This is a genomic window from Thermostichus sp. OS-CIW-31 (assembly GCF_054060305.1).
On sequence record NZ_JBSSDA010000001.1, the window covers coordinates 251,828 to 267,917 of the forward strand.

At 59.7% G+C, this 16,090-nt stretch carries 9 protein-coding genes; 6 read left to right on the forward strand and 3 right to left on the reverse strand.

Annotation, left to right across the window (positions count from 1 at the left end; genetic code table 11):
• Positions 1–44: 44 nt before the first annotated feature.
• Positions 45–4,667, reverse strand: coding sequence for an NINE protein (locus tag ACVWY9_RS01205; protein WP_457387264.1), 4,623 nt, complete (start codon positions 4,665–4,667; stop codon positions 45–47).
• A gap of 154 nt (positions 4,668–4,821) precedes the next feature.
• Positions 4,822–6,345 (reverse strand): ABC transporter ATP-binding protein, encoded by a 1,524-nt coding sequence (locus tag ACVWY9_RS01210; RefSeq protein ID WP_457387265.1) that lies wholly within the window; start codon positions 6,343–6,345, stop codon positions 4,822–4,824.
• 119 nt (positions 6,346–6,464) lie between these two features.
• Here ACVWY9_RS01210 and ACVWY9_RS01215 point away from each other — a divergent pair, with 119 nt between their 5' ends.
• From ACVWY9_RS01215 to ACVWY9_RS01225, 3 genes are all read left to right on the forward strand, one after another.
• The gene (locus ACVWY9_RS01215; protein WP_011433256.1) at positions 6,465–7,463 is read left to right on the forward strand and encodes a ribose-phosphate pyrophosphokinase; all 999 of its coding nucleotides are present in this window, start codon (positions 6,465–6,467) and stop codon (positions 7,461–7,463) included.
• A gap of 155 nt (positions 7,464–7,618) precedes the next feature.
• Complete coding sequence (locus ACVWY9_RS01220) at positions 7,619–10,681, forward strand: PAS domain S-box protein (RefSeq protein WP_457387266.1); 3,063 nt, start codon at positions 7,619–7,621, stop codon at positions 10,679–10,681.
• Positions 10,678–11,688 carry a response regulator gene (locus ACVWY9_RS01225; protein ID WP_414398931.1) on the forward strand — a complete coding sequence of 337 codons (1,011 nt, stop codon included), beginning with the start codon at positions 10,678–10,680 and terminating at the stop codon, positions 11,686–11,688. Before ACVWY9_RS01220 ends, ACVWY9_RS01225 begins: the two co-directional genes overlap by 4 nt.
• Here ACVWY9_RS01225 and ACVWY9_RS01230 read toward each other — a convergent pair whose 3' ends face one another.
• The gene (locus ACVWY9_RS01230) at positions 11,689–12,855 is read right to left on the reverse strand and encodes a septal ring lytic transglycosylase RlpA family protein (RefSeq protein WP_457387267.1); all 1,167 of its coding nucleotides are present in this window, start codon (positions 12,853–12,855) and stop codon (positions 11,689–11,691) included. It abuts the gene before it with no gap.
• A 144-nt stretch (positions 12,856–12,999) separates the two neighbouring features.
• On the opposite strand from ACVWY9_RS01230, the gene purM reads away from it, so the two are divergent.
• The 3 genes from purM to ACVWY9_RS01245 all read left to right on the forward strand — a co-directional run bounded on the left by purM (position 13,000) and on the right by ACVWY9_RS01245 (position 16,072).
• A complete protein-coding gene (gene purM, locus ACVWY9_RS01235) occupies positions 13,000–14,064 on the forward strand; it encodes a phosphoribosylformylglycinamidine cyclo-ligase (RefSeq protein ID WP_457387268.1) in 1,065 nt (354 codons plus the stop codon).
• A 215-nt stretch (positions 14,065–14,279) separates the two neighbouring features.
• Positions 14,280–15,290, forward strand: coding sequence for an ABC transporter ATP-binding protein (locus ACVWY9_RS01240; protein ID WP_457387269.1), 1,011 nt, complete (start codon positions 14,280–14,282; stop codon positions 15,288–15,290).
• Positions 15,287–16,072 carry an ABC transporter permease gene (locus ACVWY9_RS01245; RefSeq protein WP_414343288.1) on the forward strand — a complete coding sequence of 262 codons (786 nt, stop codon included), beginning with the start codon at positions 15,287–15,289 and terminating at the stop codon, positions 16,070–16,072. Before ACVWY9_RS01240 ends, ACVWY9_RS01245 begins: the two co-directional genes overlap by 4 nt.
• Positions 16,073–16,090 lie beyond the last annotated feature (18 nt).

Consider the following 16,090-nt stretch of genomic DNA (forward strand, 5'->3'; position numbering starts at 1 on the left):
CTTGCCCCACTGGCTCACTCTCGACCCCTCTCCCACGGGGGGAGCTATTCCCAGCTCTGCAGTTGCCCTAGCCAAGCGGAGAGGCGGGATCCCACCTCTTCTCGACGCCCTTCAAGATTGGCTGCCGTCCAAATCAGAAGCAGGCCCAGCAGGATCCCAGTGGCCCAGAGCAGCAGCGCATCAGTTGTTACCAACAGCCATCCCTGCCGCAGGATCCCCAGCCCAAAGGCCAGCGTGCCCACGAAGAGATAGGCTCTTACCCGCAAGGCCAAGCCCAGCAGACCCAAGGCCAAACCCAACCCTACCGGCCAAAAGCCCGTCCACCGTTGCCCGTGAGTTTCCACCAGCACCACCAGCAGCCATGTGCCCAAGGAAACCAGCCGCAGCCAATGCCGCCCCCGCCGTCCGTTGGTTTCCTGTAATCCCGGATCCACCTGGGCCACATAGAGCAGGGATCCCACCAGGGGCAGGGCATAGAACGTCAGGGAAGCCCAATCCTGATGCCAGCCGTAACTCCACAGGATCCAGTTGCTCAAGAACAGGCTGACATAGCCCAGGCGCACTTGGGATCTCCAGATAGCCAGCAGGGCATAGTAGGTTGCCCCCAGCAGCAGATTAAGGGTGTTATTTCCTCCCGCGGTTACCAGAAAAGCGGCCAGGGGCAGCACCAGGGCTGTATTCTGCCAAGGAGCCGCCGGCCAGCCCCACCCTCGCCAGGGCAAGCCATGGTAAACCAGCCCCAGCCCACAGAGCAGGGATCCGGCCCATCGCGCTATGGATAGCTGCGGCAGCCCCAGGAACACACCGCCCAGCAGAACCCCAGCTCCTTGCCATGCACTGAGGTAACCCCAGACCGTTGGCACCCAATTTTGCTCTGTTGGAGATTCTAGAGTTGAGGTTCTCGCCTGTCCGGCGGCATAGGCCACCAGGCCGGATCCCGTCAGCACCCAGAGGAGCTGTCCCCAACGGCTGAGGCGAGGATCGAAAAGGGCAGACCAGAGGACAAGGCTGGCCAGAGCCCAGTTGGCCAAGGCCATCCAGCGCAACCCAGCTCTTTTAAGCTGCAGGGTCGCCGCCAGCCAAGGGGGACAAAAGCCGTAGCCCCAGGCCAAGCTCAGCCCTAACAGAGCGATCAACACCAACCCATTTGCCAGGGATCCCCCAGTTCGCTGGCTGAGGAAGTAAACCCAGCTCTCGTAGGCGGCCACAGACACGCCCCAAGCGCCCAGGAGCCCTTTCCAGTTGGCAGGACGGAGGTCTTCCCGGCCTTGCTCTTGCGCCCGTTGGACCGCCTGTCGACGCCCCAGGCCCAGCAACACGATGGAGAGACCTAAGCTGCCCAAGCCCGTTACCTCACTCCACTGGGCATGGGATCCCAGCCAGCCCAACCCTGCATAGATCAAAGGCCCCGTCCGCCAGAAGCTCAGGGCCCTGACCTGTTGCAGGAGCTGCCCCCCCAAAGACTTTGTCCCGCCAGCGCGAGCGGCCCCCTCAAGCAAGAGTTTTTCCGGCCCAATCCAAAAGAGGATCCCCAGGCTTAGATTGATGACGGCAAGCAGAGGGGCAACAGGACGGGATCCCTGCACAGCCCACAACACGCCGCTTGCCGCCAGTAGCTCCAAAGCCCAGCCCAGCCCGTACAACAACCCATCCATCTGACCCTTGATCTGGCCAGATGAAAGGGCTTGGGCAATTTCAGGGGCATCCCCTGTCGGAGAGGACTCCGTCCCGCTAGCGCTAGGGGGGAGGGTCGGAGAGGATCCCGTCTCGGCAATGGGAGCAGAGAAGACCGGAGCAACCTCTACCCAAAGTCGGAGACCAATGGCCAGCCAGGTAACCCCAGAGGCCAGCGGTATGGCTGCCGAGAAAGCAGGGGGCGAGGAAGGGGTGAAGAGGGCCGCCGCGGTGGGCAACGTTAGGGAGAGCAAGAGCACCAACCCCAAGGGTATACCCCAGCCATCCAGGGCTGGCCGGTAAGCGGCTTGCAGGCGAGAAGAGAGGTGCCGGATGCCGTAGCGACAGCCGCTCAAGAGCAACAGCAGCGCTGCCAAGACCAGCAGCCATTCCGCTTCCGTAAGTGTCGGCAAGAGCCGGCTGATCCCCACCAGGCCGAACCCTGAGCCGAAGGCCACCGCCAGCAGGGCTTCCCCCTCTGCTCCAGGAGTAGGGGAACTTGGCAAGGGACAAGCCCATAGCCACACCTGGGTAGCTAGCAGCAGCAACCCCAGCCCTAGCCCGAGCAGATCCGGGCCCGGCCTGCCCAAGGTGAGCAACTGCGCCATCACCAGCGAGAGCACGGCCCAAAGACGCAGGGATCCCCGCACTGGGATCCCCTGCTGCCAGGAAAGGGATCCCAATCCCCCTTGCTCTGGGCTCTGCAGCCAGCGGGGCATGAACTCCAGGGGGGGCAGGGCCAATACCTGAGCTGCCGTTAAAGCAAGAGGCACCAGCAGCCACAGCCAGCCAAAGGATTGTTCACCCGTCGCAGACAACTCGGGGAGCCGTTGCAGCAAAAACGCCAAGTAGCTGGATCCCACCAGCACCAGCCCTATGCCATCTGCACTTCGCTGCCACAGCTCCGCAGGCACTCCCCAAAAAAAGCGCTCTGACCCACCCAGAGCCACCCGCCCTGCCCATTGCAATAGGCCCACCAGCAGCAGAACCACTCCCCAACTGGACAGGCTAGTGCTCCGCACCGCTGGCGCGAACAAGTCGGGCAAAAGCCAGCGGATCCCGGCTAGCAGTGCCCCCACTCCGTAGGCGTGGGTCAGGAGTACCCAAAGAAAGTTGGGAGTTTCTCCTGATCTGGACTTTTGTTGTAGCCACCAGGCCAGGATCCCGGCGCTCAAAAGCAAGTGCCAAAAGCGAATGGCCGGATAGGGAAGGCTCAAGAGCAGCAGGGATCCCCCTAGCCCCAAAACCAAGCGCTCTGTTGGTTCCACCAGCCCAGAAAAGTCTGTCTCGCCGGCTTCTGGAGTGCTCCTCTGCCAGCGGGCCGCCAACCCCAGCCACAGCACCTCGTAGGGCAGCAGCGCCAACCCCAGCAAGCCCCAAGGGGAATCAAGGGGCTGAAACCAGTTGGTTACTGTAGCTACAACCTCTTGCCGCCAGCTTGCTGGCCACACCTGCCAAAAAGCCCAGCAAGTTTCCAGGCCCAGCAAGAACAGCAACGTCAAATGCACCCTAAGGACTTCGTCCCGCTGGGGCGACTGGGTGTGTCGGCGCAAGCGCCCGATTAAGACATGGATCCCCAGCAGGCTAATCCCCAGCAACTGCCAGCCGCTGAAAGGGCTCTCCGCCAAGCCAATGGCAGCCAGCAGCCAGCCCACCACCAACAGCACCCAGCTCCCCTCCCACCAGCGGGAGAGCGTCCCCTCCTGAGCGCCTTCTGCTACGACGTCCGGGGATCCCTGGGGCCATTCCGCTGCCAGCCAACCCAACAGGGCCACCGCCAACCCCAACTGCGGCACTTGGACATGCCCAGACAGCAGCCCCCGTAGGATTAACAGGGATCCGGCAGCCCCGATTAGCCAGATCTTGGAGCCCCGTAATTCCCGAGACCGGCGGCTCCAGGTGTAAATCACGGTGCTGAGGATCCCCAGATACAGGATCCCCAGGACAAAAGCAGGGCGAAGCTCCTGCGGCCCCAAGCTCCAGAAAGCGTGCAAGCCAGAGAGGGCCAAAAAGTTCACCAAGGTTCCGTAAAAGGCATTGGGCTCCACACCGCTGTCGCGAAAGCCGGCACCTGAACCCAGCGAGCGCACCCGACCCTCAGCCGTCAACGGGATCCCCAGCAGCAAGCCCAGCGCCAGGATGCGGATCCCCCAAAGGATCCCCAGCCCATCCAGGGCCCACACGTTCACCGGCACCAGCAGCAGGGCAATAGCCTCCAAGGTTTGACCGGTTAGACGCAGCCCTTCCTGCCGTTGGATCCATCCAGCACCTACCCCAAAAGCCGCCGTATAGGCCAAGAGCACCCCATACTGAGCAGTTGGAGAAAATTGCTCCCAGTGGCTGGCCGCCAGCACCCCCGAGGACACCACCACCAAAAACAGGCCCAGCAGCAACAGCCAAGCCACGCTCAGCTCGGACAGCAAGTTCCGCAGCAAAACAGCCAGCGCCGGGGTAGGGGGGGGCAAGGACTCCGTCCGAGTAGCGCGAGTGGATTGAGGGGCAGCTTGGGGCTCTTCTCCCCCCTCGACCGCAGGTTCCTCAACCCCAGATCCGGCCAGGCGAGCATTTCTTTCTCGCACCATCCCCGGGATCCAAATCAAATCCAGGAGCTGACCGATCCCCAGCAGCCCAAAGGTCAACAGCCAGAGCAAACCCGTCCGCCAGCGGCCCAGATAAAAACGGTGCAGGCCACAGATGCCAAACAAACCCAAAATCCAGAGCACGTAGGCCGAGCCAAGACGAGCCGGGATCTCGTCGCTGGGGGAAACTGCCGCTGACCTTGGTTCCTCCCCCTCTAGCCGATACTGCTCCACCAGCAAGCGAAAGTGCTCTGGAGTCAGCAAGCTCAGCTCCAGCCAGGCCCGCAAACCCTGCAAGACTTGCTGCCGGGATCCCCGAACGGTGAGCTCCAAAAGGACTTGCTCCGAGGAGGGCGAGCGGTCAGATTGCGGCTCCTCTGCTCCTGGAGGCAAGAGGCGATCCTGGGATCCCATGGCCAGATTCCTTGAGCAAAAGGCTTGGGGCTACTGCTACTCTAAGCCTTGCTCTAGCCGGTTGCCATGCCGTTCTCAAATCCTTCTCCTGCTGCGGCAAAGCGAAAGAGCTACGCACCGCTGACGCGACCGCTAGAGGGCTTCGATTAGCCCTCTAAACCTCAGTCGGGATCCCTGGAATCTCGCTGCTGTTGGTGACGGGGAGTGTCATCATCTGCCCCAGCCGCGAAACGGTGAGCTCCGCCGCCGGAATGGGCTCCGAGACCTGTCCGCCGCTGAACACCATCACCCGGTCGCTGTACTGCAGGATCTCGTCCAAATCCGCCGAGGCAAAAAGAATAGCCGTACCCGCTTGGGTGCGTTCCAGCAATTGCCCCCAGACCCACAGCGCCGACTCAATGTCCAACCCTCGCGTTGGGTGCTCCATCAGCAAAAGACTCAGGGGTGTGGGCAAGAGAGCCAACTGGCTGCGCTGCTGGTTGCCCCCCGAGAGTTGCTCCACCCGGCTGTAGGGGTGACCGCGAATGCTGAAGTGTTCAATGGCCGCTTGGGCCTGTTGACGGGCCAGAGCCCAGTTGATCCAGGGATCCTGCTGCTGGAGGGCAAAATGCTCCTGCAACGTTAGGCCGGGGATCAGCCCTTCCCGCAGCCGATCCGCCGGAGAAAACCCCACCCCACAGCGCAGATAGTCGCCGTAAGGACGGCCTGTCATCTCCTGCCCCCCCAACAGAATCCGGCCACGCCTGGGCGGCAACAACCCTGCACAGGTGAGCAGGAAAGAGCGTTGCCCACTGCCTTCCAAACCGGCCAACCCAATCACTTCCCCCGGCTGCACCGCCAGATCTGGCAAAGCCAAGGCAAACGGCTCATGCCGCACCACCAGGGAGCGCAACTCCAACAGGGGATCCGCTCTCCTTTGCGGAGAATGGGGCCGAGCTGGGGGTGTCAACTCCCGCCCGAACATCCAATCGATCAACTGCTGTTCCAACAGGGCAATGTCTTCACCCCTAACAGGCAGCTCCCCCACCACCTCCCCCTGCCGCATCACCGTCACCCGATCGCAAAGGCACTCCACATCGGCCAGCTTGTGGGAGACGAAGATCACCGATTTGCCCTGCTCCGCCAGCCTTCTCAGAGCTGCGAACAGAAGATCTTTTTGCGCTGCAGAAATGCCCGTCGTCGGCTCATCCAAAATCAAGGTGTTGATCCCCAGGGAAAGCAACCGCAGCATTTCCAGTTGTTGCCGTTCCCCCACCGTCAAACTGCCGATGGCTCCATCGGGGTTGAGATTGAAACCAAACTCTTCACAGGCTTTCTCGAGACGTCTTCGGCTTTCCCGCAGCCCCAAGCCCAAGCGCCCCCGCTGCCCGGCAATAAAGTTTTCCAGCACCGTCAGAGAAGGAAAATCCAAGGGATCCTGGTGCAACATGCCAATGCCCAGGCGAATGGCTGCTGCAGGGCTGTCGATGCGAACCGGTTGCCCATCGATCCAAATCTCCCCCTGATCGCAGCGCAGAAAGCCGCTCAGGATCTTAACTAAGGTACTTTTGCCGGCCCCATTCTCCCCAAGCAGGCCGTGGATCGTGCCCGCCTCCACCCGTAAGGACACATCGCGGTTCGCCTGTACCGCCCCAAAACGCTTGTGGATGTGCAGCAGCTCGACCTTCATTCTGCTCATAGTAACCTGCCTCCCCAGAAAATCCCCAAGAATACAGTTGCTGAGGTTGCAAGTGCTGGTGCTACGATAGCGACAGCTCGCCGTTAGGCGTTGGCTGCGGACGAGTTCAGCATCGATCTGTGGTTCGCCCTGCCCCTCTTCTCCGCCCTTCCCCCCTGCCACCCATCTCGGATAGCAACCGCCTCAAAATCTTCTCAGGCAGCGCTAACCCGGCTCTGGCTCAAGAGGTGGCGCGTTACCTGGGCATGGATCTGGGCCCGATGTTGCGCAAGCGCTTTGCCGATGGCGAGCTGTACATCCAAATCCAAGAGTCGATCCGGGGTGCTGATGTCTACTTGGTGCAGCCCACTTGCCGCCCCGTCAACGACCACCTGATGGAACTGCTGGTGATCATCGATGCCTGTCGCCGCGCCTCTGCCCGGCAGATCACCGCTGTCTTGCCTTACTACGGCTACGCTCGTGCCGACCGCAAAACGGCAGGACGAGAAGCGATCACCGCCAAGCTGGTGGCCAACATGATCACCCAGGCAGGGGCCCATCGCGTGCTGGCTATGGATCTGCACTCGGCTCAGATTCAAGGCTACTTCGACATTCCCCTCGACCATGTCTACGCCCAGCCGGTATTACAGGCTTACCTCAAGGAAAAGGGCTTGCTCGACGAAGACATTGTGGTCGTCTCTCCCGATGTGGGGGGTGTGGCTCGTGCCCGTGCCTTTGCCAAAAAACTCAAGGAAGCCCCTCTGGCAATCATTGACAAGCGCCGCCAAGCCCACAACGATGTGGAAGTCATGAATCTCATTGGGGATGTGCGGGGGAAAACTGCCATCCTTGTGGATGACATGATCGATACCGCAGGCACCATCTCGGAAGGGGCAAAATTGCTGCGCAAGCTGGGAGCCAAAGCGGTTTATGCCTGCGCCATTCATCCTGTTTTTTCTGAGCCGGCCATTCAACGCCTGCGGGGTGGCCTGTTTGAAGAGGTGATCGTCACCAACACCATCCCCATCCCTCCAGAGCAGCACTTTCCCGAATTAACCGTTCTCTCGGTAGCCAATGTGCTGGGGGAAGCGATCTGGCGCATCCATGAAGATAGCTCCGTCAGCAGCATGTTTCACTAAAGTTTCTCCAGAGTATCGCTAAAGTATAGTGGGTGCAGGGTGGGCGCGCCTGCTGGGGATCCCTTGCTCTTTTTCCCTGTACAGACCAACCCAACAGGTGCTCCTGATCCACCGTGATGGACTGGGTTGAGCCAGCTCCTTGGCCAGGTTTTCCCATGTCACCTCCCATCTCTCGCTCGCCAAGATCCGTTGTGACCGGTTTTGCTCCCCCGCAGGCTGCTCCCAGGGAAGGGCAGTCCCTTCAAACCGAACTGGGTACAGCGCTGTACCCGCTGTTGCAATTACTGGGTCAACTGTTGAAAGTACCTTTGGTCTATCTAGAACTGGCCCAGCCGGGATCCGATCCCCACTCGTCTTCAAAAGGGATCCTCTACCGGGATCCGCAAGGGATCCCAGCCGGAGAACCTTTCAACCCCGATGTCGGCTCTGAGCAATGGCCTTTTCATGAGTCCTTTCTCTTGCAAACTGAGCAGGGGATCCGGTTGGCCGATCTGCACCTGCTCGACTGCCATCCTCGCCAACTGAGTTCCTTTGAACGGGAACAGATTGACCTCGTTGCCCTCAGCCTGAAGCACATTCTTCTCCAAGCCCAGGAGCATCGGCAAACCCTCGAGCAGCTCCAATCCCAACTGCAGGACAGCCGCAGCACTGCTGCCCGCTACCAGCAGATCTTCGAGAACGCCGTCGAAGGCATTTTTCAAACCACCCTAGAGGGCAAATATCTGGTTGCCAACCCGGCCTTGGCCCATATTTTCGGCTACGAATCCCCTGAGGATTTGATGCACAACGTCTCCGATATTGGCACCCAAATCTATAGCGATCCGGAGCAACGAGCCGAATTCATCCAGCGCATGCTGAGAGAAGGTCAAGTTGTGAATTTTGAACACCAAGTTTGCTGCAAAGATGGCAGGCTAATTTGGATTTCTTTAAATGCCCGTACCATCTACAACGACCAAGGGGATCCCCTCTATTTTGAAGGATTTGTTACCGACATCACAGCATCCCGTCAACTGAAAGAACGACAACAACAATTGGAAGAGGCCCGCCGAGAGAGCGAGCATCGTTTTCTGCAACTGGCAGAGAATACGCAGCAACTGTTTTGGATTACAACGGTCTACAGCAAAGAGCTGATCTACGTCAGCCCAGCCTGTGAAGCCATTTGGGGCCGCTCCGCCGAAGAGGCCTACGCCAACCCCCAAGCCTGGATCCGCCAGATCCACCCCGACGACCGCTGGTTGTTCCCCACCATCCTCAAAGCCCAATCGGAGGGCAAATCCACCGATGTTGTCTTCCGCATTTATCACACTGATGGCCGCCTGATTTGGCTGCGAGAACGCACCTTTCCCATCGCCGACAAAGAGGGCAAAATCTATCGGGTGGCAGGGATCGTCGAAGACATCACTGAGTCCAAGCAACTGGAAGCCGAACGGCGTCGTGTAGAGCAAGCCTGGCAACAAAGCGCCAACCATTTTCGGCAGATTTTTGAGCTGGCCCCCAATGGAATTGCCCTTGTGGACTTGCAGGGGCGATTTATCCAGGTCAACGATGCCTTTGCCCAGATTGTCGGCTACACCCCCGAAGAATTGAAACATCGGCAACAACTGGACATTCTCCACCCCGAAGATGTCAACCCACTGCTGGGGGCCAATGAGGCTTTGCTGGCAGGGAAGGTCTCTGTCAGCCAGCGCCAGATTCGCTACACCCACCGTTCCGGCCAGGTTGTTCATGTGCTGTTTCAGGCCACCCTGCTCACCGACGAGGAAGGACAGCCCACCCAGTTTCTCAACCAGGTGATCGACATCAGCGCCCGCGTGGAGGCAGAAATTGCCCTCAAAGAAAGTGAAGAACGCTTCCGCCAATCCTTTGAATGGGCCCCCATTGCCAAGGCCATGACCCACGTGGATGGCACCTATTTGCAAATCAACGCCGCTTTTACCGAAACCCTGGGCTACACCCTGGAGGATCTCAAAGGGAAAACCGTCCTCGACATCACCCATCCCGACGACATCGCCACCACTCTGGAAAACAGCAACCGCCTGCTGGCCGGCCAGGTGCATCAGTGCGAACAGGAACAACGCTACATCCACAAGAACGGCCAAATAGTCTATGCCATTCTTCGCATCACCCTGGTGCGCACGGCCCAAGGGGATCCCAGCTACTTTCTAAGCCAGATTTTGGACATTACCGAGCGCAAGCAAGCCGAGGCAGCCCTTCGCCAAAGTGAGCTGAGTTTACGGGGCATCTTCCAGCAGTCAGCCCTGGGCATTTCCATCGTCGATCATCGGGGCCATTACCTAAAAGTGAACCCCGCTCTGGAAGAGATCTTGGGCTATAGCGCTGCCGAACTGACCCACATGAGCTTCTGCGACCTCACCCATCCCGAGGACATTCAGGAAGATTGGCAACTCTTCCAGGAGGTTTTGAACGGCCAACGGGATCGCTACCACCTGGAAAAACGCTACATCCACCGCAGCGGAAAGGTGGTTTGGTGCCGCCTGGCAGTCTCTGCAGTCCGGGATCCCGAGGGCAAAAACCTCTTCATCATCGGCATTTGCGAAGACATTACCGAAGAAAAACGGGCAAAGCTGCAGATCCAAGCTGCCCTTCAGGAAAAAGAAGTCCTGCTGCGGGAGATTCACCACCGCGTCAAAAACAACCTGCAAATCATCTCCAGCCTGCTGCGGCTCCAAGCTGACCAAATCAAAAGCCGCAAGTACGCCCGCGTTTTTAAGGATGCCGGCAGCCGTATTCAAGCCATGTCTTTGATCCACGAAGGTTTGTACCAATCCAACAATCTGGCCGCTGTGGATCTCAAGCAGTACCTACACAATTTGATCTCCAACCTCTTTCACTCTTACGGGGTAAACCCCGAGAGCATTCGCGCCAACATCCGCGCCGAAGGGATCCGCCTCAACCTGGACGATGCGGTCTTGTGTGGCCTGATCATCAACGAGTTGGTGACCAACAGCCTCAAGTATGCCTTCCCGAAGGGCCGCAGCGGGGAGATAGAGATTCATTTCAGCCAAACCCGCAAATATACTCAGTTGCGAGTCTCCGACAATGGCGTTGGCTTGCCCCCGAACTTTGACTTCAAGGAAACTCAATCTCTGGGTTTACAACTGGTTGCAACCCTCACCGATCAGCTACAGGGCAAGATACAATTGAGGAGCAAACCGGGTACCACCTTCATCATTACCTTTCCGAGGAGCGAGCCTTGAAGAGAGTTCCACCCCTTGTCAAAGGCAGTATCCTGGTCGTCGAAGACGAGAAGATCATCGCCAAGGACATTGCCAACGTTCTGAAAAAATTTGGCTACGCTGTGCCCGCCATTGCTTCTTCCGGGGAAGAAGCGATCCGAAGGCTGGAAGAGATGCCGGTGGACTTGGTCTTGATGGATATCGTCCTAAAAGGCGATATCGATGGCATAGAAGCCGCCAAGCGGATCACCGAGCGCTTCAACATTCCGGTGGTGCATCTGACGGCCTACGCCGACGAAGACACCCTCTCCCGCGTCAAGGAGACCCGGCCCTTCGGCTACATCATCAAGCCTTTCAAAGAGCGGGAACTCTACACCACCATTGAAATTGCCCTGCACAACCACCGCCAGAGCCTTGAGAACCGCAAGCTGGAAGAGAAAAGAATCGAGGAGCTGCGGCAAAAACTGCAGCAGTTGCAGCAGTTCACGGACGTGAAGGGCACTCTGTTCAAGAAATTCTTGCAGGATCTGAGCGAGCCCCTCTCGAACCTCAGCTTTGCCTTGGGGCTGCTCAAAGATGCCGAGTCGGAGCAGAAGCGGGAGCACTATCTGCAGGTGCTGGAGGATGAGTTTCGCCGTGAGCTGGAGCTGATCCACCAAACCTCTAACCTGGAAAATCTTTTAAACCTGGAAAATGTTGGCCTGTTGAGCCAGTTCAGCCTGCTGCGTCCCCAGGAGCCCAGCCCTGGTCACCGGTTGGAGGAGGAAGCGCCCACCCCTGCAGCCACGGCCCCCCAAGAGTCGGCAGGCTCTGCCCCCACACCCAGCCCCACCGCCGTTACGGCGCCACGGGCACCGCTGCGCCCCCTCAACCAGACTCAGTTGGCGGAACGTTTGGGGGTGGTGGTTTCCGCCATTACCTATTGGAAATTCAAAACCGGGTTTCCGGAGTGGAGCCGCAGCCGGGATCCCGAGGGCATTTCTTGGCGCTATTCCCCCGATTCCAAGCGCTTTTCACCCGTGCCCTAGCTAGCGTTGCACCACTTCCACCCGCACAGGCGCCAGCCCCGAGCGCACCATCCCCAACACCTCTGCCGCCCGCAGGGAAAGGTCGATGATCCGACCGGGGATAAAAGGGCCGCGATCGTTGATGCGCACCACGGCCTGGCGGCCATTTTTCAGGTTGGTCACCCGTACCTCGGTGCCAAAGGGCAGGGTGGGGTGGGCAGCCGTCATCTCATGGCGGGTTGGGTGCAGGTCATACCAAGAAGCAATGCCCTCTTGCACAGGCCCAACCACGCGGACAGGGGCGGGTTCCTGTTGAGGGGCTGTTTTCGGCTTGGGGCCTGCCATGGTGGCTTTGGCGGTCAGAGCAGCCGGCTGGGGCAGGGCCGGAGCTGCAATGGGCGGGGCATCGAGCAGCAGACGGCGGAGACGGTTGGCGGCCAAAACAGCCACATCCACCGGGCGCTGGTTGTCGATCAACAGCACTCCATCGTCGATGCGCAGCAATTCCTTGTTGTTGACCTGAATGGTGTAGAGAGGAACACCCAAGCCTTGTTCGGCCAATTCCAAACCTGCCCAACCTAAGGTGATGGTGGTGTCTTTCAGGGATCCCTGGGCCATTTGGTTGAGCTGGGCCACAAGGGTGCTGGCCCGCATCAGCGGTGGTTCTAGCCCAGGGTGCTCGACAAAACTGACAATGGGCAGATCCCGCACATAGACAGTAACCACCTGTTGCCCGTCCATCTGATAGTCGTAGAGGGTGGAGATGGGCTGGCTGGTGTGCTGCTGTTGTTCGCCGATCTTGAGAATGGGTTCTTCTGCTCGACGGGGCAGGATCGCCTGGCGAGTTCGGTTCAAAGAAGGATCCAAGTTCAGGGTACCCAGTTTGGCAGGGGCAAGACCTTTGTGGTCGGAGATAGAGGTTTGGGGAATTCTCGGCAGCGTTCTGACTGGGGCTGCGGCAGCAGGGAGGGGTTGGGAAGGGGTGGCCGGGGAGGGCAATTTGGATGCAGGTGACAGCTCCGCTGCTCGGGTGCTCAGGGATCCGGTTCGCGTTGAGGCTTGTGCTCGCGAAGTCAAGCTGCCCAACATGCCTGCCGGCAAGCCCAAAGCCGTGACACAGAGACAACTGACCAAGCCCATTTTGCGGGCGGGATCCAGTCCCTGTCCAAGCTGTTTCCAATTTCGCATGAGGCCGCGCTCCTCTCCAATCTCGTACAACTTCCAGTGCGACGGTTAAAACAGAAGTTAATGTACCATAGGTTTCTGAGTTGACCCGTTTGTACGGTCGGACACAGGAGCTCAAGTCTTGATAGCGTAAGGGGTTTTGGCATTTTGGACTACCGCTCAGCAGGGGTTGACATCGATCTGGGCCACGCCTTTGTCAGGGGGATCCGCGAGCGCGTTGAACGGATTCAAATTCCGTCCTCAGGTTCTTCAGGAACCTTGGGCGGCATCGGCGGCTTTGCCGGTCTGTTTGAGCTGCCGACGGGGTATCAAGCGCCGGTGTTGGTGGCGGGCACCGATGGGGTGGGGACAAAGCTGGACATTGCCCAGCAGTGGGGTCAGCACCGGGGGGTGGGCGTCGATCTGGTGGCGATGTGCGTCAACGACGTGCTGACGGTGGGGGCCCGGCCGCTGTTTTTCTTGGACTATGTGGCCACTGGCAAGCTGGAGCCAGAAGCCCTGTGGCAGGTGATCGATGGCATCTTGGCGGGCTGCCAGGAAGCGGGCTGCCAACTGCTGGGGGGGGAAACGGCGGAGATGCCGGGGTTTTATCCCCCTGGGAAGTACGACCTGGCCGGGTTTTGTGTGGGAATTGTGGAGAAGGCGGCCATTCTGGATGGGTCGCGGGTACAGCTTGGGGATCGGTTGTTGGCTTTGCCCAGCAGCGGCCTGCACAGCAACGGCTACAGCTTGGTGCGGCGGATTGTGGCCGACCGGGGCTGGCGCTGGGATCACCGGCCACCCGGCTGGGATCGGCCTTTGGCGGAAGTATTCCTCACCCCCACCCGCATCTATGTCCAGGCGGTGCAGCGGCTGCAGGCAGCAGGGATCGCCATCCACGGCATGGCCCACATCACCGGCGGCGGGATCCCGGAAAATTTGCCCCGCTGTTTGGCCCCGAACCAAGCGGCACGGCTGCAGCCCCATAGCTGGCCCATCCCACAGGAGTTTCTCTGGCTCCAAGAACAGGGCCAGGTGGAGACCTTGGAGATGTTCCGCACCTTCAACCTGGGGGTGGGCTATGTGCTGGTGATCCCCCCTGAGGCGGAAAATCAGGTGAGATCCCTGCTCCCCGAAGCCTTCCCCATTGGGGAGGTGGTGGCGGCCTGTCCAGGGGAGAGCCGGGTTCTGGGACTGGAACAGTGGGGATCCCTCACAAGCCCTGCCGACTAGCCAACCGATGGATCCCCACCAAAAGGGGGAAAGGGATCCCAGTTCCCTCGACTCATCCTCGCCGTCGCTATGCTAAGTTGGCATGTGGCCTCAGCGCTGTTGCCCGCCTTCTTGCCCGAGCCTGCTTCCCGACATTTGTCCTCTTTGGGAATAGGGGTAACTCGGCCTTGGACCGTTTGCTAATCGCTGCTGACCCTCTAGGTTAGGAGTTGCTGATGACAGGTTTACCCACTGCTCGTGCAACCGCGGGTGCCATCGAAGTTGAGCATCTGAGCAAAACCTACGGCAGCTTCACTGCCATCCGCGATGTTTCCTTCCAGGTGAACGCCGGCGAGATCATGGGTTTTTTGGGGCCGAATGGGGCTGGCAAGACCACTTCCATGCGCATTTTGGCGGGGTATCTGCCTGCCAGCGAGGGGACGGCGCGGGTGGCCGGGTTTGATGTTCACGAAAACTCGATGGCGGTGCGGCAGCGCATTGGCTATCTGCCGGAAAACCCACCCCTCTACCCCGACATGACGGTGGAGGCGTACCTGCACTTTGTGGCCCAGATCAAGCGGGTCAGCGCTGGCGATCGGCCCAGGCGGGTGGACGAGGCGATCCGGCGGTGCAGCCTGGAAGAAAAGCGCCACACCCTCATCCGCAAGCTCTCCAAGGGGTTTAAGCAGCGGGTGGGCATCGCCCAAGCTCTGGTTCACGACCCGCCGGTGATCATCCTGGATGAGCCCACCATTGGGCTGGATCCCAAGCAGATTATCGAGGTGCGCAAGCTCATCAAGAGCCTGGCGGGGGAGCACACCATCATCCTCTCCACCCACATCCTGCCCGAGGTGAGCATGACCTGCGACCGAGTGGTGATCATCAACCGCGGCCAGGTGGCGGCCATTGGCACGCCTGCCGAGCTGACAGCCCAGCTCCAGGATCGGCAGCAGGCAAAGCTGGTGGTGGGGGCAACCGAGGCAATGGCCATCCGGACGGCCCTGCAGCCTTTGCCCCAAGTGGAGGTGGTGAGCCTACAGCCCTTGGCGGCGGATCCCTCCCGCTGGCAGGTGCAGCTCAAGAGCAACGCTGCCGCGGACGGCTGGATCCCGGAGGCAGCCAAAGCGCTGGTGCAGGCGGGGATCGACCTCTACGAGATAGGCCGTCCTCAAGCTTCTTTGGAAGAGATTTTCCTGCAGCTCACTACGCAAGAGGGATCTGAGGGCGCATTGGAGGAAGCGGCATGAACGGAGTGGTTGCCATTTTTCGCAAAGAGCTGCGCGGCTACTTCACCTCCCCCATCGCCTATGTGGTGGCCGCGGTGTTTTGGGGACTGGCGGGGTTTTTCTTCTTTAATATTCTGGTGCGGGTGATCAGCTTTTCTCAGCAGGTGGATCTTTTCGCCCAGTTCGGCCAGGAGAACCCTTTTGACGCCGCCACCATCCTGTCACAGCAGTTTCTCAACCTCTTGGGCACCCTCTCCTTATTTCTATTGCCCATCTTCACCATGAGCTCCTATGCCGAGGAGCGGCGGCGAGGCACGATGGAGCTGCTGGCTACTTCTCCCATCACCAACTTGGAGGTGGCCCTGGGCAAATGGTTGGCGGTCTGGGTGTTTTTCATCACGCTGCTGCTGCCGCCGCTGGTCTACCATGTGCTGGTGCTGAGCAGCGCCAACCCGGCAGTGGACTACCGCCTGACCCTGATGGGTTATGTGGGCCTAACCCTGCTGGCGGGTAGCGTTATGGCCTTGGGGTTGTTTATCTCTTCTCTGACAGACAGCACCCTCATCGCAGCAGTGGCCACCTTTGGCTTGATTTTGTTGCTCTGGGTGATCGACGCGGCAGCCGGCCAGGAGGAGAACTGGATTGCCGCGACGCTGCGGCATGTGTCTTTGCTGCAGCAATACAGCAACTGGGTGCAAGGGATCCTCAGCAGCAGCAGCCTCATTCTTTTCTTGAGCATCATCGTCCTGGGGCTGTTTGCCACGGTGCAATCGGTGGAAAGCCTGCGCTGGCAACAGAGCTGAGGTCAGATGGGAGGAGTG

Bases quoted from the DNA above. Each gene is read 5' to 3' on its own strand.
- ACVWY9_RS01210 (WP_457387265.1), bottom strand. From the start codon at position 6,345: ATGAGCAGAATGAAGGTCGAGCTGCTGCACATCCACAAGCGTTTTGGG.
- ACVWY9_RS01230 (WP_457387267.1), bottom strand. From the start codon at position 12,855: ATGCGAAATTGGAAACAGCTTGGACAGGGACTGGATCCCGCCCGCAAA.
- ACVWY9_RS01205 (WP_457387264.1), bottom strand. From the start codon at position 4,667: ATGGGATCCCAGGATCGCCTCTTGCCTCCAGGAGCAGAGGAGCCGCAA.
- ACVWY9_RS01245 (WP_414343288.1), top strand. From the start codon at position 15,287: ATGAACGGAGTGGTTGCCATTTTTCGCAAAGAGCTGCGCGGCTACTTC.
- ACVWY9_RS01220 (WP_457387266.1), top strand. From the start codon at position 7,619: ATGTCACCTCCCATCTCTCGCTCGCCAAGATCCGTTGTGACCGGTTTT.
- ACVWY9_RS01240 (WP_457387269.1), top strand. From the start codon at position 14,280: ATGACAGGTTTACCCACTGCTCGTGCAACCGCGGGTGCCATCGAAGTT.